This is a genomic window from uncultured Corynebacterium sp., from assembly GCF_937999985.1.
GTDB lineage: Bacteria > Actinomycetota > Actinomycetes > Mycobacteriales > Mycobacteriaceae > Corynebacterium.
The window spans coordinates 1-18,849 of sequence record NZ_CALLDG010000171.1 but is presented as its reverse complement, the minus strand read 5'-3'; the positions used below and the strand labels follow the sequence as shown (position 1 = coordinate 18,849).

The following is an 18,849-nucleotide window of genomic DNA, read 5'->3' as shown; positions in this document are numbered from 1 at the left end:
CCCCAGCGGTAGCGGGCGTGGGCTACCCAGGAACCGAAGTATATCAGAGGATTTGAGAATAGATCCCCAGCTATGGAGGCGCGGGCGGCGGCCGCTAGCGAAGTATATCAGAGGATTTGAGAATAGATCCCCAGCACGCTATCGGGGGTGGCGACTGATAAATGAAGTATATCAGAGGATTTGAGAATAGATCCCCAGCCACGTTGGAGGGTATCGCCCCGGCGTGGGAAGTATATCAGAGGATTTGAGAATAGATCCCCAGCGCAAACTGCATAGACTACATGCAAACCGGAACAAAATAAATGGATTTGAGATAGAAAATCTATTTCCCCATGGCGAGAATCTTGAAAGCGTTCGCCTAGAGCTATGCCATCCCTTACTCTATATCTTTAATCAGATAGAAACAGCAACAGTTTAGTTCAGTTTCTCCTGGCTGTTTGGTCTCTTGGTGGTTCTACTCAGGACGCATTACCCCACCGGAACTTCTTTTCGCAGAAAAGCCAGCTGCTCCTCAATAATCTCCGAGAACAGCGGCTCCACGTACGGGTCGAAGTGGCCGCCCTCGTGAATGTGAACCGTGGCGCGGCGAACCTTGCCAGCGGCTTTGAGGGCGACATTTGTTGGAGTGACGGCGTCATTAGACATCACCTGGAAAAGCGCCGGGCAGGAAACATTACCGGCCGTCCGCGACGGCGAATAGAAACCAATCGGCGCCAAAATACGGGCGGCGACGGTCTCCGGGTACACGCCATGCTCCAGCCCCGAAGCCTCCAGCATGCGATCCAGCCCTTCCGAGGAACCCGGGGCCGTCATCACCGCAACCTCGCCCAGGCGACCGATCGAATCGATGTACTTCAGCGGACGGCGCAGCAATGCGCGCATCAGATCCTCCGCGGCCAACGGGGCCACACGCAAACAATTACGCAACCCCGTCGCGCGCACCGCAGCGGAGCCACTGACGTGCCCTTTTCCGGTAACTCTGTGGGGCCAGCGGGGCTCGAACCCGCGACCAGCGGATTATGAGTCCGCGGCTCTAACCGACTGAGCTATAGCCCCCAGCGAAGCCAAACCACTCTAACCGAGTGGCTTGCTCACAAAAGATTCAACCACACCGCCCGGCACGGGCACTCATATACCCCGCTTTCGATACATCGAATCCCTACCGCACCCCTATCTATCACCCAGAAATGATCCCCTGAACAGCCGATTTGTCTGTTTGTACCGTTGGCATATAGAGTATGATCTCGTTGCACAGGGCAAGGGAGTTAAACCCCGAGCTCACACAACTTAATCCCCTATAGCTCAGTTGGCAGAGCATTCGACTGTTAATCGAAAGGTCACTGGTTCGAGCCCAGTTGGGGGAGCAACGTACAAGCCCTGATCGGCTGCGCCACGCAGACGGTCGGGGCTTGTCGCGTTCGTGCTACACCCACAGCCCCTCGAGCACGTCCACCACCCCGTTGACTCCACGGTGGCGGAAGCGCGCCAACACCTTCGTTCCTTACTTTTCTCCTGGCTTAAGCAGTACGGCACCGGCAAACGTTCCCGCACGAAGACCATGCGTAACAAGGCGAAGGCGACGACTGATTCCGAACGAATCCGCCAGCTAGAAAGTGGAAACGCAAAGCTGCGCGAAGAACGCGACATCCTGCGCAAGGCTGCGAAATATTTTGCCGAAGAGACACGCTGGTAATCCGCTTCCAGTTTGTCTATGACCACCGAATCTTCCAGTCAAGTACCGTCCTAGTCTTTAGGAGAACCGGGTTCTACAATCAGCGCGAGTCCCGAAGCAAGGTCGGCCAGCAACTGCTTCGCCGAGTCCACAGGAGCATTGAGGTAGTCGATCGTCAGCCCGTTGACCAGTGCAGTGACAAGACGAGCACCTTGCTCAGGCGACAGCCCTCGGGCCAACTTTCCGAAACGTTGCGCTGCTTCGAGACCTTCAGACACGCGCGCCCGAAACTTCGTGACCTCGGCGTCGTATAAGCCAGCCAGCCATTCGCGCGTCGAGGCTGCAGCTCCCACAATGACCCACACAGCGGAATCCTCGCGCTGGACAGGGCCAATTGGCAAAAGTTCAGCCAGGCGACCGTGTAAGACCGTGTGAAAATCCGTCGCATCGGTCTGAGTAAGGGCCCGCGACTCCTGGCGCTGCAACGACCTGACAAAAGCTTTCGCGATGATGTCGTCCCGTTTACCCATCTGGTACTGGACAGTCCCAGGTGCGACGCCAGCCTCAGTGGCGACATTGCGCACGCTCAGGGCATCGAGGCCCTGACTGACCATTACCCGAATGGCAGCATCAGCGATCACTGCGGCGGTGCCCGTGATAGGTGTGTTGCGATCAACAGACATGGAACTCCAATCTTCCGTAGCTCAGACGCGATGAGCCATTCATGAGTGCAGTTGCACTCGCATAATGCGTCTCATACAATCGTATCAACCGCGCGATTAATACGAACGTATAACGCGGGGTTGAGGCCTTTTGTGAAGCTGAGGCCCCGATGAACACCCGACTACCGGAGAATGCCATGTCAGACTTCCTTCCCCTTGCAGGTCTTGCACTCGTAGATAGTTTGAGTGCAGGAACCCTTGTAATCCCTATCGCCCTGATTGTTGCGTGGCGACGAGTGCGTTTAGGTCTGTTGGGCACCTATCTCGCTACGATCGCCACGGCCTACTGCGCCCTTGGTATTGCGCTTCTATTAGGGTTCGATGCGGCGATATCGAGGCTTTCTGGAGCAAGCGAGACTGATTGGTTCCGGTGGGTGACGCTTGTTCTAGGCGCGGGGCTTTTCATCTTCGGTGTGTTCTCGCCAAACCCCAAAAAGCCCGCGGCCACGCAGACCGCCGGCGCCGAAGTACCGAAGATTCGGGCTTCTCGCCTTGCACGGGGCGCGTCACTGAGCGCGACTAGCATGGTGGGGCTTGCGCTAGGTGCTGCTGTTGTCGAGGCTGCGACGATGTTGCCCTACCTAGGCGCAATGGGAATTATCCAGTCTATGTCTTTCGGGTTTAGCGGCAAGGCCGCGCTTATTGCGGGGTACTGCATCATCATGGTCCTACCGGCAACTCTTATGGCTGTCATTGCAGGCGCAGCGGGGCCGGCTATTTTTCATCGTTTGGAGCGCGCCATCCGCCGGCTGGAGTACGAAGCGAAAGTGACGTTGCTGTGGATCGCGGCAATTGTGGGAGGCTACATGGCGGCATCGAGTGCAGTAAGGCTCGGATTGATCGGTTGAGTGCCAGGTTGAACCTTGAGCGATGGCATCGATTGAAGAGCCCCCTTCCTACAGAGCTAACCCCGGCCCGTCATAACGGCGGCCGAGGGCTAAGTCTTCTTTATCCCCTAGCCTATACCTACCAAGGCGGCAACAGTTGGGATGCGCCGAAGGTAGCGGCCATCGCCGGGATGACGGGGTCTAATCCCGCAGCCATGGCGAGTGGAACAACAATCGACATAGTGACAGCCGCTGCCGCGGTATTACTTGTGCTCTCAGAGGTGAGGATGGCCAGCAGCACCGCCATGGCAGTGATGACCAGGGCACTAGATACCCCCAACATATTGTTGAGTCCGGAACCGATGGTTTCCGCTAGACCGGGGCTGCCCAGCATGGCACCGAAGATCATGCCGCAACCAAACAAGGAGAGCCGGATAGCTAACAGTCAACCACCAAACAGCTGCCAGTTGTTGATGAAAAGCCCGCCCACGGAAACAAAATGCCTCCCTGCCGCATCTACTACTACGACCGGGCTTTGTGCCTTCGCCTCCCACACAGGCGCCGTGCACGTCACCCGCAAGTACCCAACACGCACCCAGCAACGAGTACCAGGACTTTAGTTAGATGCCTTCCTCCGACAGCACGCCTCAGAGAGACTCCCACGCAGATTCTCAGAAAGACGCCCTCCAAGACCCCATCAACGGCCGCCTCGCGCTGATCTTCATCGGCGCGATCGTCCTGGTCGGCATCCTCGTCGCAGCGATTTGGTACGTTGCCAACAACAAGGACTACGGTCGCGGAATCAACCCACAGCCCGCCGCAGCCTCCGCGCACCAGCGCCCAGCCAGCACTTCGACTACGCCGCCGGCCACGGAGCCAGCCAACGCACCCGCGAAGGCATCCAACGCCCCACAAAGCGAGCTCAACCAATACTCCACGTCCGAAAGCGAGGCCACCGGCAGCACCGCCATGGAATCCACTGAGAGCACGGCCATCGCGCAGCCAACCGACGCTCCCAAAACCCAGCGGCAAGCCAACGATGCCGCCATGACCGCCCTCAAATTCAATCTCTCCGAGAAGGGTCTGCGCGAGAACCTGCAGTTGCAGGGCTACCCCGACAATCAGATCACCACGGCCATCGAAAAGCTTGATCCTGACTGGAACCAGCAGGCCCTCAACTGCGCGCGCAAGCTCAACGAAACAGGCTCTCCCCTGCCCGAGGAAGAGCTGCTCGAGATACTAAAGACTAACTCCGGCTTCACCGAGGAGCAGGCGCAGTACGCCATCGACCACCTGTAACGCAGCCCTGCCACCCCTGCCCCTGCTAACCCCTACCTACCCAGCAACCTACCGAACCAACCGCTTCACGGCCTGGGATACCTCCGCCAGCTTTTCCTCGGCTTCCTCTCCCCCGGCCTCCGCGGCGTGCCGCACACAGTGGTTCATATGGTCGTCCAGCAACCCCAGCGCCACGCCTTTTAGCGCAGACTGCAGCGCGCTGACCTGCGTGAGGATGTCGATGCAATACTGCTCTTCATCCACCATCCGCTGCAGCCCGCGCACCTGACCTTCGATCCGCTTCAGCCGCGCCAGGTAACGTTCCTTGTCGCTCAAGTAACCGTGCATTATTTGAATCCTTTCAGCCGCAGACTGTTGCTCACCACAAACACACTAGATAGCGCCATCGCCGCCCCGGCCAGCATCGGGTTCAGCAACCCGAATGCGGCCAGCGGAATCGCCGCCACGTTGTAGGCAAACGCCCAGAACAGGTTCATCTTGATCGTCCGCAGCGTCTTGCGTGCCAGCCGCAGCGCATCCGCCACGGCCAGCAGATCGTCTCGCATCACCGTAATGTCCGCCGCCTCAATCGCCGCGTCCGTACCCGAGCCCATCGCGATGCCCAGGTCCGCGCTCGCCAGAGCCGCAGCGTCATTCACGCCGTCACCAACCATCGCCACGTTCTCCAGCGAGCGGATGTGCGCCACCTTGTCCTCCGGCATCACCCCGGCGATCACCTCGTCGATGCCGACCTCGCGCGCCACGGCGTCCGCCACCTGCTGATTATCGCCGGTCAGCAGCACGGTCTTCAACCCCATGTCGTGCATCTTCCGTACCGCTTCGGCACTGGTGGGCCGCACTGTATCGGCCACGCTGATGGTGCCGATCGCCCGCCCATCCGCGCTCACCTTGACTGTGGTTGCCTTATTTGTGGACGCCCCCTCGTCCCCACGGCCAACCCGTATCACCTGGCCCTCGACGGTTCCCTCCACGCCGTGTCCAGGCAGATTCTTAAAGCCGGTGACCTCCGGCAGGCCGCCAAACTCCTCCCGGCCGGCCTCTGCAATGGCCCGGCCGATGGGGTGCTCCGAGTACGCTTCCACCGCAGCCGCGGCGCGCAGAACCTCCTCGCGATTGCCGCCTGCCGGCTCCACATCGACTACCCGCATGGTGCCCGTCGTCACCGTGCCAGTCTTATCCATCACAACGGTGGTGATCGCGTGCGCGCCCTCTAGAACCTCGGGTCCGCGGATCAGAATGCCCTGCTCGGCCCCACGGCCCGTGCCGACAAGCAGGGCTGTGGGCGTCGCTAAACCAAGGGCGCAGGGGCACGCGATAATCAGCACCGCGACCGCATTGCTAAAGCCCGCGAACAGCAGCGTAAACAGCGCAATCACGATGACGACCGGAACGAAAATGCCGGAGACCTTATCGGCCAGGCGCTGCACGTCGGCCTTGCCCGACTGGGCTTCGTCGATCAGCTTGGCCATCTGGGCCAGCTTCGTCTGCTCGCCCACATGAGTGGCCTCCACGACTAGGCGGCCGGAGGTGTTGATGGTGGCACCCGTGACCTCATCGCCGGGGCCAACGTCAACTGGTACGGACTCGCCGGTGAGCATGGACTGATCAATGGCGGACGTGCCGTCCAGGATGCGGCCGTCCGTGGCGATCTTCTCGCCAGGGCGGGCCAGGAAGTGGTCGCCGATCTGCAGCTGCTCGATGGGGAGCAATGTTTCCCCACCATCCCGCAGCACGGTGACCTGCTTGGCGCCCATGTCCGTCAGCGCGCGGATGGCATCCCCGGCGCGCTGCTTTGAGCGCTTCTCAAAGTACCGGCCCGCCAGTACGAACGTCACCACGCCCGCGGCGACCTCGAAGTAGATGTCCCCCATCGGGTCGCCCGCGTGGTTCAGGATGGACCAGCCGTGGCGCATACCGGGATCGCCCGCGTGGCCGAAGAACAGCGCATACAGCGACCACAGATAGGCCGCCGAGGTGCCGACGGTGATGAGGGTATCCATCGTCGCCGCACCGTGCTTCAGGTTCACCCACGTGGCCTTGTGGAAAGGCCAGCCCGCCCACAGGATCACCGGGGTGGCCAGGGCGAAGCTGATCCACTGCCAGTAGTCGAACTGCAGCGGCGGGATCATCGCCAGCAGGATCACCGGGGTGGCCAACGCGATGGCAACCACCAGGCGGCGCTTCAGGCCGCGCAACTCCTTGGAGGCCGGGTCGTCGCCGGCGGGCTTCTCCGGCTTAGGCACGCTACCGCCGTAGCCGAGCTTCTCCACGATGGCGATGTAAGAATCTGCGTCGGTGGCCGCCCCCTCCCCCGTTTCGATGTGCGCCTTTTCGGTGGCGTAGTTGACGGTGGCGGTTACGCCCTCCTGTTTGTTCAGCTTCTTTTCGATGCGGTTAGCGCAGGAGGCGCAGGTCATGCCCGTGATATCAAGATCTATTACAGCCATGCCCCCAGTATACCCCTAGGGGGTATCAGTATCCACGTTCGATGTACTCCTCGATGCGCGCTGCCTCGGCACCCACCGTCGTGGTGTCACCATGGCCGGGGTACACCTTCAAGTCGTGCGGCAGGATGAACACCGTGGACTGCAGGGACTCGATGATCGTCGGGAAGCTGGAGTACTTCCGTCCCGTCGCGCCCGGGCCACCGTTGAACAGCGTGTCCCCGGACAGCAGCGCATGCTGTCCCGGAACTTCCACCACGATGCAGCCCGGCGAGTGGCCGGGCGTGTGGTACAGGCGCACACCCCAGTCCGCCCAGAACGGATCCTCCACGTCGATCGGGGTAAACGGCGCGTCGCCGTTGGATTCCTCCCACAGCATCCGGTCGTCTTCGTGCAGGTAGACCTTCACCCCCCACTTCTCTGCCAGCTCCGGCGCCAGCTCGCAGTGGTCGTTGTGCGCGTGGGTCAGCAGGATCGCCTCCACGGTGCGATCCCCCACGTGGTCGATTACCGCCTGCGCGTCGTGTGCCGGATCCACCACGATGCACTTGTCATCGTTGACCAGCAGGTAGACGTTGTTATCCACGTCCCACTCGCCGCCATCCAGGCGGAACTTGCCGGAGGTCTCGAACTGCTCGATCTGCGGGTTTTCCAACTTCTGCTCGCTCATGCTTCCTCTTCTAACTCTTGGGCCTGATATTTCTGGGGCCTGATTATCTCTCGGGTCTACACCCCAGCCTGCTTACTTAAACTCCACCACGGAGCGCAGAACCTCGCCCTGCTTCATCTTCTCGAAGGCATCTTCCACGCCATCGATGCCGATGCGCTCGTCCACGAAGCGATCCAGCGGGAAGCGGCCCTCCTGGTACAGGTCCACGTACATCGGGAAATCGCGCTCCGGCAGGCAGTCGCCATACCAAGAGGACTTCAGCGCACCACCGTGGCTAAACACGTCCAGGAATGGCAGCTCCAGGGTCATGTCCGGAGTCGGCACGCCCACCAGCACCACGCGGCCAGCCAGGTCGCGCACGTAGAAAGCCTGCTTGTACGTCTGCGGCAGCCCCACGGCATCCACCGCCACGTCCACGCCGAATCCACCGTTGATCTCCTGAACCTTCTCCACCAGCTCATCATCCGAAAGCCCCGAGCTGTTGATCGTGTGGGTAGCGCCGAACTCTTCCTTTGCGCGGGCAAGCTTGGCGTCAGAAATATCGATAGCAATGATCTTCGTCGCACCCGCAACGGCCGCACCGGCAATCGCGGCCATGCCCACGCCACCTACGCCGATCACGGCGATGGACTCGCCGCGCTTGACCTCACCGGTGTTCACTGCGGCACCGAGACCGGCCATGACGCCACATCCCAGCAAGCCCGCGACCGCAGGGTCGGCATCGGAGTTCACCTTGGTGCACTGTCCTTCGTGGACCAGCGTCTTCTCAGCGAAAGCACCGATGCCCAGAGCAGCCTCCAGCTCCGTGCCGTCGGTGAGGGTCATCTTCTTCGAGGCATTGTGGGTATCGAAGCAGTACTTCGGCTCGCCCTTCTTGCAGGCGCGGCACTGGCCACACACGGCGCGCCAGTTCAGCACCACATAGTCGCCGACCTCCACGTGGGTCACGCGGTCTCCGACCTGCTCGACCACGCCAGCGGCCTCGTGGCCCAGCAGGAACGGGTAGTCGTCCGTAATGCCGCCATCGCGGTAGGCCAGGTCGGTGTGGCACACGCCGCAGGCCTGAATGCGGACGATCACATCGTTTTCGCCCGGATCGGGGATCACAATGTCGGTCAGTTCAACTGGCTCGTTCTTCGCGCGGGAAATTACAGCTTTCACAGTGGTAGTCATGTCACCCACTGTACGAGCTTCTGTGCCTTTGGTGGGTTCGCGTAAGCTTGAGCTATTAGCTAACGCAACCAACGCAAACCTCCAAGGAGCCAACATGATCCAGCTCGTCGTCGGCGCCGCCGCGGGTTACTTGATGGGCACGAAGGCCGGTCGCCGTCGCTACGAACAGATCCGCCGTGGCTATCAGACCGCAGTGAACTCGGATATCACCAAGGCAGTTGTGCGTTCCGGCCGTAAGGCACTGGCCAACCGGCTGGATCCGGAACCGCGCATGCACGAGGTGCGCGATCTGAACCGCTCTACCCGCGATTCCCTGGGCGAGGGGCACACCATCGTCGAGGCGGATGATGTGCACCCGAACGACCAGATCGACCGGCCGAAGAATCCCTTCAAGAAGAAGCGCTAGCGCGTAAAGTCGCCGAAGTCCGAGGCTCGCTCGTGCAGCGAGCGGCGGTACTTCTCCAGCGCAATCACATCCGCAAACAGCGCGTTATATTCCTCTTTCTGCAGGTCGGGGCGCATGCGCTGCATCCGGGATTTCATGTCCGCAATCTCGCTGCCCACCCAGCGTTCCTGCATCCGCGCCATGATCGCATCCGCGTAGTACGGCAGCCTCTCCGGCAGGCAATGCAGATCCTCCACCGCCAGCTCGGAGACCACCGCCGCCCCCATCGGGTCCTTCATCTGCGCCGCGATCTTCTCGATCCATCCGGCCCCGCCATCGCTGTTCGCCGCCCCTCCTAAGGACGCCACAGCCTCCGCCATCGCCACGTATGTCGGATGCACAAAGCTCTCCGGGGGCATGAGGTCGAAGATGGTGGAGGCCAGCTGCGGTTCCTGCAAAGCCAGCTTCATGACCTCGCGGGGACCTTCCAAGTAGTCGTCGTTCGGGTTCGGGCGCTCCATGCCCTTCACCACGTGCAGGTTGGGGCCGCCTGCGCCGCCCGCGCCAGCAGCGCCTGCCGTTCCAGCACCAGCGGCACCTGCGCCACCAGCCGTGCCGGCGCCAGCACCGGTCTTCAACTCCAACTTCGGCCGCTGCCCGCCGGACTTCCGCGCCTCCTTGCGCACCTGATCCAGCACGTCGTTCGGGTTATCCCAACCGACCCAGCCCGCGGCCTGGCGGGCGTATTCGTCCCGCAGCGCGTCGTCCTTAATCCCCGCCAGCACCGGCACGATGCGCCGCAGGGCGTGCACGCGCCCGTCGATGCTGGCCGTATCGTAGTCCGCGATGAGGGTGCGGATTACGAACTCAAACATCGGAATGCGGGAGGCCACCAGCTCGCGCACGGCCGCGTCGCCGCGCTTGATGCGCACATCACATGGATCCTGCCCGCCCGGCGCGACCGTCACATAGCTCCGCCCCGAGAACTGCTGGTCGCCCTCGAAGGCACGCATAGCCGCCTTCTGGCCCGCCTCATCACCATCGAAGGTGTAGATGATCTCGCCACGGAAGAACTGGTCATCCAGCATGAACCGGCGCAGAGCCGACAGGTGCTCCGCACCGAAGGCCGTGCCACACGCGGCCACCGCGGTATCCACCCCGGCGGCGTGCATGGCCATCACGTCCGTGTACCCCTCCACCACCACAGCCTGGTGCTTGGCCACGATGTTCCGCTTCGCCTGGTCAATGCCGAACAATACCTTCGACTTCTTGTACAGCATCGTCTCCGGCGTGTTCAGATACTTGCCCAGACGATCGTCGTCGAAGAGCTTGCGGGCACCGAAGCCGATCACGTCTCCACTGACGGAACGGATCGGCCACAGGAGGCGACGGTGGAACCTATCGATCGGGCCACGCTTACCCATGCGCCCCAGACCCGCCGCCTCGATTTCCTTGAACGTAAAACCCTTCTGCTGCAGGTGCTTAGTCAGCCGATCCCATCCGGCGGGCGCATACCCACAGCCGAACTGCTCGGCGTGTTCCATGGTGAAACCGCGCTCGATCAGGAAGTTGCGGGCAACGTCCGCGCCTTCGGCGTCACCAAGAAATTCCTTGCGATAGAACTCAAAGGCCGCTTTGTTCGCGGCGACCAACATGCGCCGCGTACCGGGCTCCTCCCGATTGCCCGGTCGACCGCCCTCGTAGCTAATGCGGTAGCCGATGCGCTCGGCGCAGGCCTCCACGGCCTCGGGGAAGGACATGTGTTCCATCAGCATGAGGAACTTGAAAACATCGCCGCCCTGGTCCGTGGAAAAGCAGTGGAAGTAGCCGTGGTTCGGGCGGACGTGGAACGAGGGAGTCTTTTCGTCCTTAAAGGGGCTAAGGCCCTTCATGGAATCGACGCCACCCGGTTTGAGCTGCACATACTCCCCCACTACCTCTTCGATGGGGGTCTGCTCTCGAATTGCTTCGATGTCCCGCTCCGGAATCCTGCCCTTAGCCATAGCCACATGCTAGTACAACCCCCGGACTGCCCCTGGAAGTCCCAGATCGGCCTGCTCCGCAACCTATTTTCTACAAACACCACACCGCGACAGAACCGGGCGCTAACGTGTTCAAAATAGGATCTACGTCACACTGCAATAACACGAAGGACCACTCCCATGACTGACTCGCAGGCCGCCCCGCAGGCTGAATCGCAGGCCACCGGCAACTCCTCCACCCACTACGACGTGCTGATCATCGGCTCCGGCTTCGGCGGCTCCACCACCGCCCTGCGCCTAGTGGAGAAGGGCTACAAGGTCGGCATCCTCGAGGCCGGCCGTCGCTTCAAGGACGAAGAGTTCGCCAAGAACTCCTGGCACCTCAAGGACTTCCTGTGGATGCCGCAGATCGGCCTGTACGGCATCCAGCGCATCCACCTGCTCAAGGATGTGATGATCCTCGCCGGCGCGGGCGTGGGCGGCGGCTCGCTGAACTACGCGAACACGCTCTACCAGCCCGGCGAGGCGTACTTCAACGACAAGCAGTGGAACACCATCACCGACTGGGAAGACGAGCTGACCCCCTACTACCAGCAGGCGCAGAAGATGCTCGGCGTGGTGGAAAACCCCACGATGACCCCCGCCGACGTGTACTCCAAGAAGGTTGCCGAGGAGATGGGCGTAGGCGACACGTTCCGCATGGCACCCGTCGGAGTCTTCTTCGGAGAAAAGGTCGGGCTGGAAGGTAAGCCGTGTGAGACCGTGAAGGACCCATACTTCGGCGGTGTTGGCCCCGACCGCACCGCCTGCCACGAATGCGGCGAGTGCATGACCGGCTGCCGCCACGGCGCGAAGAACACCCTGCTGAAGAACTACCTGTACCTGGCTGAAAAGGGCGGGGCGAAGGTCCACGACCGCACCACCGTCACCGACATCACCTTCGACGGCACCACCTGGACCGTACAGGCCAAGCAGACCGGGCCGATCACCAAGCGCAACCCGCAGACCAGCAGCTTCACCGCCGATAACCTCGTCGTCGCCGCGGGCACCTGGGGCACCCAGAATCTACTGCACCGCCAGAAAGCCAACGGCAACCTGCCGAAGCTGTCGGACAAGTTGGGGCACCTCACCCGCACGAACTCCGAGGCACTGTTGGGCGCGAACCGTTCGACCTACTCCCCCGACATGGATTTCTCCGAGGGCGTGGCCATCACCTCCTCCTACTTCCCCGCCCCGGATACACACATCGAGCCGGTGCGCTACGGCAAGGGCTCCAACGCGATGGGCCTGCTGCAGACCCTCATGACCGACGGAGATAAGTTGCAGCCACGCTTCCTGGAGTTCATCAAGCAGATCTTCCTGCAGTACAAGGCCATTCCGCGCCTGGTGAACCTGAGCAAGTGGTCGCAGCGCACCGTCATCAACCTGGTGATGCAGACCCGCGATAATTCGCTGCGCACCTTCCTGCGCAAGATCGGCCCGTTCAACATGTTGAGCTCCGAGCAGGGTACCGGCGAACCAAACCCGTCCTGGATTCCCGAAGGCAACACGGCCACCCGGATCCTGGCGAAGTTGCTGCCGAAGGGCGTGGCCGGCGGCGTGTGGTCGGAGGTCTTCAACATCCCGCTGACCGCGCACTTCTTGGGCGGCTGCGTCATCGGCTCCTCGCCTGAGCACGGCGTGGTGGACCCCTACCACCGCGCATGGGGCTACCCGAGCCTGTTCATCACCGATGGTTCCGCCATCACCGCGAACCCGGGCGTGAACCCCTCCCTGTCCATCACCGCGAATGCCGAGCGTGCTGCCGCCATGTGGCCGAACAAGGGTGAGGCCGACCCGCGCCCGCCGCAGTCCGAGGGCTACCGCCGCATCAACCCAGTGCAGCCGAACAACCCGATCGTTCCGGACGACGCCCCGGCCGCCCTCCGCCTGCCACTGCGCGTGCTCTAGACTCTTCCCTATGTCTCAGGGAAGTTCGCAGCGCCCTTCGAAGGGCTTTTCGCAGGGCCTGGTGCCGAAGAAGTGGGCCAAATACGCCACGCCGGTCGTCGGCGCGGCGGTCGTCGCGGCCGGTTGGTTCGGCCTGCAAGGCGGCGATGGAGCCGACGGAAACGACGGTGCGGCTTCTGGTGTTTCTAGCAATGACGCCGACACCTGCGCCGTTGACACCCTCCCACCGGAGGCCAAAAAGCAGATCGACGACATTTTGCAGGATGCCCCGCCGGACGACGGGGAGGCCGACGGCAAGCACTTCGGCAACTACGAAGGTCTGCTGCCGAAGGAAAAGGGCGACTACTACCGCGAGTACACCGTGAAGACCCCGGGGCTTAACCACCGGGGTGAGCGCCGCATCGTCGTCGGCGGCGGCACTAAGACCGACCCGGACGTGTGGTATTACTCGTCCGACCACTTCGAGAGCTTCTGCTCCATCCCGGACGCGGAGGACTAGCCCACACCTAGGCCCAGGCGGCGCTGATCCCGCTGGCGCGCTTGTCCAGCCGCTCCAACCGGGATTCCGTCAGCGAGGCCACCTGGTCGATGACTACGCGGCGTGCCTCGCGGTCGGAGGCGGCGGCGTCAAACCACGAAGAAAACATCGGGTCCAGCGCGCCCGAGCCGCCGCGCCACAGGTAGTCCGTGACGCGAAAGATGCGCTCACGCTGGCGCTGCTGGTTGGCCAGATGCTGGGCCTCGTCCATGACGTACAGAACCGCGACGGATTTCAGCAACGTCACCTCAGCCTGCACCGGCTCGGGGATCACCAGGTCGGCGGCGTAGCGGCCGAGCGCCCCCTCGCCGAACTGCTGGCGGGTGCCCGTGACGGCGGCGGTGACGAAGCGGGAAACCAGCTCCGAGGTCATGGCCTTTAGCGCGGCGAGGTCCTGCATCGACCCGCCGAAATCCGCCGCCCGGGAGACCAAAGTCATGGCGCGCAGACGGTCGGCGGCCTCCAGCAACTCCTCCGGGGTGCCGCCGAACACGCGGGCGCCCTTCTCCGCCAGGGCGGCCAGCTCCACCAGGTCCCACAGCACGCCGAAGTCGATGCGTCCGGAAAGGATGCCGTCCTCCACGTCGTGCACCGAGTACGCGACGTCGTCGGACCAGTCCATGATCTGCGCCTCCAGGCACTTGCGGCCCTCCGGTGCGCCCTCGCGGATCCACTCGAGGGTTTCCACGTCCTCGGCGTAGGCGGAGTACTTGGCGCGCTTGTTGCCATGCTCGTCGACCGGTCCCCACGGGTACTTGCAGGCGGCATCCAAGCTGGCGCGGGTGAGGTTCAGGCCGTAGGAGACGGGCGCGGCGCCGGCTGTGCCTGCCGTGCCAGCAGCCCCAGTGCCGGCGCCAGCTGTGCCTTCGCTCCCCTCCCCCAGTACCTTCGGCTCCAGCCGGGCGAGAATGCGCAGAGTCTGCGCGTTACCTTCGAAGCCTCCACAGTCGGCGGCGGCCTCATCCAGCGCACGCTCGCCATTGTGCCCATACGGCGGGTGGCCAATGTCGTGGCTCAGCCCCGCCAGCTCCGTCAGATCCGGATCTGCGCCCAATGTTTTGCCAATCCCGCGGGCGATCTGCGCGACCTCCAGCGAGTGCGTCAGGCGGGTACGAGGCGTATCCCCCGACCCCGGCCCCACGACCTGCGTCTTATCCGCCAGCCGCCGCAGCGCCGCAGAGTGCAGCACGCGCGCCCGGTCGCGGTCGAAGCTATCGCGCCCGTCCACCACCGCCCCGGGCAACCCCAGGGTCTTCGGCCGATCCGGCAGCCGCCGCTGCTGGTCGTGATCGCTATAGGGGTAACGCATGTCCTCTTTCTACTTCCGCTTCTCTACTACCTCGTAATACAGCATGCCCAACGTCTCGTGCAGGATCGAGTTGGCCTGCGACTTTCGGGTGAACACCGACGGCCCCTGGCGCGTGGGGCTCGCCCACGCTTCCAGCCCCTGGTCGCGCACCATCCGGGTGGCACGCAGCGAGTGCGTCGGGTCCGTCACCACCACGGAAGTCCGCCAACCGTAGTCGTCCGCCACCTGCGCGAACGCCTCGGCGGACTTCAGCGTATCCGCGCCTTCCTCCACCGGCACTACCGCCGATTCCGGGATGTCGAAGTTCTCCACCAGGTAGTTCTTGCCCGCGGCCGCCTCTGTGTACAGGTCGCCCTCTGCCTTGCCGCCCACGGTGACGATCGTCGGCGCCACGCCCTGCTTGTACAGCTCCGCTGCGTGATTCAGTCGCGAGGCAAACCAGTTCGTCGGATTGCCCGCATACTGCGCCGCCCCCAACACAAAGATCGTGTCCGCCGGACGCCTGTCGTCCGACCGCGCGAAGTGCCACACCTGGAAAGCTGTCACTCCGAACACACCCGCCGCCACCAAGACGATGGTTAATAGCGCAATGAAAACATACTTCACCGCGCGCTTCACCGGATGCCGTGCATTAGCCATGCGCAAAACCATACGCGGTTTCCCCTGTATTTTTCGTTAAGGTGGGCTGTATGAAACCGACTTTTTCCGCCACTCGCTTCCTGGCAATCCTAGCTGCCGGCGCCGTACTCGGATTTGGCTCTTTTCTTATTGACGCCCCCTCGGCCCCAGCCGCCACCGCCACCAGCGAGGTGCAGCTATCATCCCAGCTCGTTGACGAGTCCGGGGTGCTGTCTGAACAGGAAAAAGCGGACATTACGGCGTCATTAAAAGAAGCAACCAAAGAATCCGGCAAGAAGCTCTACATCGTCTTCGTCCCGACCGCACCAGGCGACATTAAGACCATGGCCGAGCAGCTGCGTGAACAGGACGGCACCGACAACGTGATCGTGCTGGCAGTGGCCACCGAAACGCGCCAGATCGGCTACGCCGCCGGGGACAAGGTGGAAACCAGCGAGGCGGAGAAGCTGCAGGACGCGGCACGGGAGCACTTCGCCGACGACGACTGGGCCGGGGGCGCGCAGGCAGCGGCGGACAAGCTGGCGGGCAAGACCTCCACAGCGTCGAAGGTGTGGATGGGCGCCGGAGCCATCGGAGTGGTCGGCGCGGGCGCCGGTGCCGTTGTGTGGTCCCGCCGCAATAGGAAGAAGACTCACGCGCAGCAGCTGGAGACAGCCCGTGAGATCGACCCGGGCAACATCGACGACCTGTACAAGCAGCCCACCGAGGTACTGCGCGAACTGGCGAATGAGGAGCTGCACAGTACCGACGAATCCATCCGCAAGGGCGACGAGGAGCTGGCCGTTGCGCGCGGAGAGTTCGGTGAAGAGCGCACCCGTGACCTTGCTAAGGCGCTGCAACACAGCCGCTCGACGTTGAACAAGGCATACAGCATGAACGAGCGGCTGCGCTCCGGGCTGGTGACAACTGAGCCGGAACAGCGCGACCTACTGATCGAGATCGTGTCTACCTGCGGGCAGGCAGACGACAACCTGGACGGGCAGGCCGCGCGCTTTGCCGAACTGCGCCAGAAGCTGATGGATGCGCCCCAGCTGGTGGAAAAGCTCCGCCAGACCAGCATCAGCCTGCACAATCGCATTCCGAACGCGCGGGAGATCCTCAGCGATGCCATCACGCGCGTGGACCCGGCACTGCTGGAATCCGTGCGCCATAACCCGGACGTTGCCGAGGACGAGCTAGAGGAAGCTGAGAAGGCCCTGGACTCCGCACGCGGACTGCTGGACAAGCCAGCCGGGCAGCAAGGCGGACTGATCGACGCGCTGGGGGCGGCGCGAATGGCACTGCAGCAGGCAGATTCGCAGCTGCTGGCCGTGGAGCGTGCGGAGGAGCACCTGCGGTCGGCGCAGTCCAACCTGCCCGCGCTGATCACCGAGGTGGAAGAGGAAATTACAGAGGCCGGGCAGCTGGAAAAGTCCGGCGCAGACCTGGATCGGGCGGCTTTGAACAAGGCCGTGGAGCAGGCCCGCGAGGCACTGAAGAAGGCACGGGAGGAAGGTTCTGCGGATCCGCTGGGGAGCTACTCCCAGCTGCTGGAGGCCGACGGTGTACTGGATATTCAGCTGGACGAGGCGCGTGGCAAGGCCAGCGACTTCGCCCGGACCGTGGACATGGTGGACCGGACGGCCATGGATGCCGCCCAGCGGCTGGAGGCCGTGGAGGACCTGATTAGGAACCGCCGGCGGATCATCGGCGTAGATACGCGCACGGCGGCGCAGGCGGCGCGGGCTGCGTTGGATGAGACTGCGCAGCTGCGGACGGAAGATCCGAAGCGGGCGTTGCGGGCAGCCCAGCGGGCTAGCCAGCTGGCGCAGCAGGCCAGCGCGCAGGCACGTAAGGATATCGACGACTTCAACCGACGCAACAGCGGCTACGGCGGGCTCGGCGGTAGTGGCGGCAGCGGCAACTTCGTGACGGGCATGGTGCTGGGTTCGCTGCTGAGCGGCAACGGCGGCTTCGGCGGAGGATTTGGCGGTGGCTTCGGGGGCGGCGGTTTTGGCGGCGGAGGCGGGGGCTTCGGCGGCAGCGGCTCCTCCAGCTTCTAACTGGCTCCAGCTTCTAGCCCGGGCCGGTCGGCTGGCTGGGGCTCCTCCAGCTTCCAGCCAGGGCTTTTGTGCCCTCGGATTGCGTTAAATGTCGTTAAAGTGGGAATTCGTTACCGGCACCCATTTCCAAATGTGCAAAACCGCAGGTCAGCGAGTTTCTGAAAAATCATAAGCGGGATTCAATTTTATAGATTCCCACTTTAACGACATTTACGCCTAGCGAGCCCCTTCAGATCCACCAGAACAGAAGACCCAAACCTCGGGTCGACTCCAGCAGGCGCCCCCACATTTCGGCGCCCCCACATTCTCCGGGCAGCAAGAAGGCGCCCGCCCCGAAGGGCGAGCGCCTTGAATCAGCAATGCCGAGCCAGCCATCCGAACCTGCAGTAGCAAGCCAGCCAGCCGGGCTAGACCAGCGGCAAGCAGTTTGCTTTAGAAGATCACGCGCAGCACGGAGACCGTACCGCCGGCGATGACAGCGGCGGCCGGGAGGGTGATAACCCAAGCCAGAGCGATGGGCTTCATCAGGCCCCAGTTGGCGTCCTTGTTAACCAGGCCAACGCCCAGAACAGCACCGATCAGAATGTGAGTGGAGGAAACCGGCAGACCCAGCACGGATGCGCCCATGACCACGGCAGCTGCGGACAGCTCTGCAGCGAAGCCAGAGGCCGGGTGCATCTTGGTCAGTCCGGAGCCCACGGTGCGAATAACGAAGCGGCCAATGAACCACAAGCCGGCGATCAGAGCAACACCCATCGCAACCATCACGGGCAGTGCCACGCCAGATTCCTCAGAGATGGTGTTGGTCTTCAGAACGTCCAGCACTGCAACGAACGGTCCAAGCGCGTTAGCGATGTCGTTGGAGCCGTGGCTGAATGCGAAAGCAGACGCGGTGAACACCTGCATCCAGCTGAACAGCAGGAAGGTCGAGCGACTCAAAGCCTGCTTCTTCAAGGTGCGAGAGAAGATGTACACAGCCATCCAGACAACAGCTGCCACCATGCCCATGATCAGGAAGTTGCCCAGGCTGGACAGCTCCAGGTTCATGTTCTTCAGACCCTTGAACAGCAGCATCGCGGAGATGATGATGGAACCACCTGCGGCCAGCAGCGGCACCCAGGTATCCAGGGCGTGGTGCGCCTCAACCTCGTCGACAGACTTGTTGATGCGGTGCAGCTTCTTGTAGTAGTCGGACTC

The 18,849-nt window shown here is 62.7% G+C and carries 18 protein-coding genes, 2 tRNA genes and 1 CRISPR repeat array; of the genes, 8 read left to right on the top strand and 12 right to left on the bottom strand.

Features of this window, described 5'->3' with window-relative positions; genetic code table 11:
- Positions 1-35: 35 nt before the first annotated feature.
- A CRISPR array of direct repeats spans positions 36-327; the repeat unit is 36 nt; unit sequence GAAGTATATCAGAGGATTTGAGAATAGATCCCCAGC.
- A gap of 141 nt (positions 328-468) precedes the next feature.
- Both Q0331_RS08185 and Q0331_RS08180 read right to left on the bottom strand, forming a co-directional pair.
- The gene (locus tag Q0331_RS08185) at positions 469-909 is read right to left on the bottom strand and encodes a hypothetical protein (RefSeq protein ID WP_298075890.1); all 441 of its coding nucleotides are present in this window, start codon (positions 907-909) and stop codon (positions 469-471) included.
- Positions 910-982: 73 nt separating this feature from the next.
- Positions 983-1,056 (bottom strand) — tRNA-Ile (locus Q0331_RS08180).
- A gap of 235 nt (positions 1,057-1,291) precedes the next feature.
- Between Q0331_RS08180 and Q0331_RS08175 the strand changes: the two genes are divergently transcribed.
- Both Q0331_RS08175 and Q0331_RS08170 read left to right on the top strand, forming a co-directional pair.
- Positions 1,292-1,364: transfer RNA gene (locus Q0331_RS08175), tRNA-Asn, on the top strand.
- Between the two features lie 56 nt (positions 1,365-1,420).
- Positions 1,421-1,693 (top strand): transposase, encoded by a 273-nt coding sequence (locus Q0331_RS08170; protein ID WP_298075889.1) that lies wholly within the window; start codon positions 1,421-1,423, stop codon positions 1,691-1,693.
- A 50-nt stretch (positions 1,694-1,743) separates the two neighbouring features.
- Here the strand turns inward: Q0331_RS08170 and Q0331_RS08165 are convergent, their stop codons facing one another.
- Complete coding sequence (locus tag Q0331_RS08165) at positions 1,744-2,355, bottom strand: TetR/AcrR family transcriptional regulator (RefSeq protein ID WP_298075888.1); 612 nt, start codon at positions 2,353-2,355, stop codon at positions 1,744-1,746.
- A gap of 149 nt (positions 2,356-2,504) precedes the next feature.
- Here Q0331_RS08165 and Q0331_RS08160 point away from each other — a divergent pair, with 149 nt between their 5' ends.
- Complete coding sequence (locus Q0331_RS08160) at positions 2,505-3,242, top strand: GAP family protein (RefSeq protein WP_298075887.1); 738 nt, start codon at positions 2,505-2,507, stop codon at positions 3,240-3,242.
- A 118-nt stretch (positions 3,243-3,360) separates the two neighbouring features.
- On the opposite strand, the gene Q0331_RS08155 is transcribed toward Q0331_RS08160, so the two are convergent.
- Positions 3,361-3,564 (bottom strand): hypothetical protein, encoded by a 204-nt coding sequence (locus Q0331_RS08155; protein ID WP_298075886.1) that lies wholly within the window; start codon positions 3,562-3,564, stop codon positions 3,361-3,363.
- A gap of 281 nt (positions 3,565-3,845) precedes the next feature.
- Here Q0331_RS08155 and Q0331_RS08150 point away from each other — a divergent pair, with 281 nt between their 5' ends.
- Complete coding sequence (locus tag Q0331_RS08150) at positions 3,846-4,520, top strand: Ltp family lipoprotein (RefSeq protein ID WP_298075885.1); 675 nt, start codon at positions 3,846-3,848, stop codon at positions 4,518-4,520.
- A 48-nt stretch (positions 4,521-4,568) separates the two neighbouring features.
- Here the strand turns inward: Q0331_RS08150 and Q0331_RS08145 are convergent, their stop codons facing one another.
- The 4 genes from Q0331_RS08145 to Q0331_RS08130 form a co-directional block, all read right to left on the bottom strand.
- On the bottom strand, positions 4,569-4,847 hold the full coding sequence (locus Q0331_RS08145; RefSeq protein ID WP_034967151.1) for a metal-sensitive transcriptional regulator: 279 nt from the start codon (positions 4,845-4,847) through the stop codon (positions 4,569-4,571).
- Entirely contained in the window at positions 4,847-6,967 is a 2,121-nt protein-coding gene (locus tag Q0331_RS08140) for a cation-translocating P-type ATPase (RefSeq protein WP_298075884.1), read from the bottom strand. The genes Q0331_RS08145 and Q0331_RS08140 overlap by 1 nt, the downstream gene beginning before the upstream one ends.
- A gap of 25 nt (positions 6,968-6,992) precedes the next feature.
- Positions 6,993-7,634, bottom strand: coding sequence for an MBL fold metallo-hydrolase (locus Q0331_RS08135; RefSeq protein ID WP_298075883.1), 642 nt, complete (start codon positions 7,632-7,634; stop codon positions 6,993-6,995).
- 72 nt (positions 7,635-7,706) lie between these two features.
- On the bottom strand, positions 7,707-8,807 hold the full coding sequence (locus tag Q0331_RS08130; RefSeq protein WP_298075882.1) for an S-(hydroxymethyl)mycothiol dehydrogenase: 1,101 nt from the start codon (positions 8,805-8,807) through the stop codon (positions 7,707-7,709).
- 94 nt (positions 8,808-8,901) lie between these two features.
- Between Q0331_RS08130 and Q0331_RS08125 the strand changes: the two genes are divergently transcribed.
- Positions 8,902-9,213: a hypothetical protein gene (locus Q0331_RS08125; RefSeq protein WP_298075881.1), complete on the top strand. Its 312-nt coding sequence runs from the start codon at positions 8,902-8,904 to the stop codon at positions 9,211-9,213.
- On the opposite strand, the gene dnaG is transcribed toward Q0331_RS08125, so the two are convergent.
- Complete coding sequence (gene dnaG / locus Q0331_RS08120) at positions 9,210-11,195, bottom strand: DNA primase (protein ID WP_298075880.1); 1,986 nt, start codon at positions 11,193-11,195, stop codon at positions 9,210-9,212. The two genes, Q0331_RS08125 and dnaG, sit on opposite strands and share 4 nt — an antisense overlap.
- Before the next feature lie 159 nt (positions 11,196-11,354).
- Between dnaG and Q0331_RS08115 the strand changes: the two genes are divergently transcribed.
- Positions 11,355-13,124 carry a GMC oxidoreductase gene (locus Q0331_RS08115; RefSeq protein ID WP_298075879.1) on the top strand — a complete coding sequence of 590 codons (1,770 nt, stop codon included), beginning with the start codon at positions 11,355-11,357 and terminating at the stop codon, positions 13,122-13,124.
- Positions 13,125-13,134: 10 nt separating this feature from the next.
- On the top strand, positions 13,135-13,623 hold the full coding sequence (locus Q0331_RS08110) for a ribonuclease domain-containing protein (RefSeq protein ID WP_298075878.1): 489 nt from the start codon (positions 13,135-13,137) through the stop codon (positions 13,621-13,623).
- A gap of 7 nt (positions 13,624-13,630) precedes the next feature.
- On the opposite strand, the gene Q0331_RS08105 is transcribed toward Q0331_RS08110, so the two are convergent.
- Positions 13,631-14,971, bottom strand: coding sequence for a deoxyguanosinetriphosphate triphosphohydrolase (locus Q0331_RS08105; RefSeq protein ID WP_298075877.1), 1,341 nt, complete (start codon positions 14,969-14,971; stop codon positions 13,631-13,633).
- A gap of 9 nt (positions 14,972-14,980) precedes the next feature.
- Positions 14,981-15,610 (bottom strand): YdcF family protein, encoded by a 630-nt coding sequence (locus tag Q0331_RS08100; RefSeq protein ID WP_367274975.1) that lies wholly within the window; start codon positions 15,608-15,610, stop codon positions 14,981-14,983.
- Between the two features lie 50 nt (positions 15,611-15,660).
- Here Q0331_RS08100 and Q0331_RS08095 point away from each other — a divergent pair, with 50 nt between their 5' ends.
- Positions 15,661-17,652, top strand: coding sequence for a TPM domain-containing protein (locus Q0331_RS08095; protein WP_298075875.1), 1,992 nt, complete (start codon positions 15,661-15,663; stop codon positions 17,650-17,652).
- Positions 17,653-18,084: 432 nt separating this feature from the next.
- Here Q0331_RS08095 and Q0331_RS08090 read toward each other — a convergent pair.
- Positions 18,085-18,849: inorganic phosphate transporter (locus Q0331_RS08090; protein WP_298075874.1), on the bottom strand; the 765-nt coding region annotated here is incomplete at its 5' end.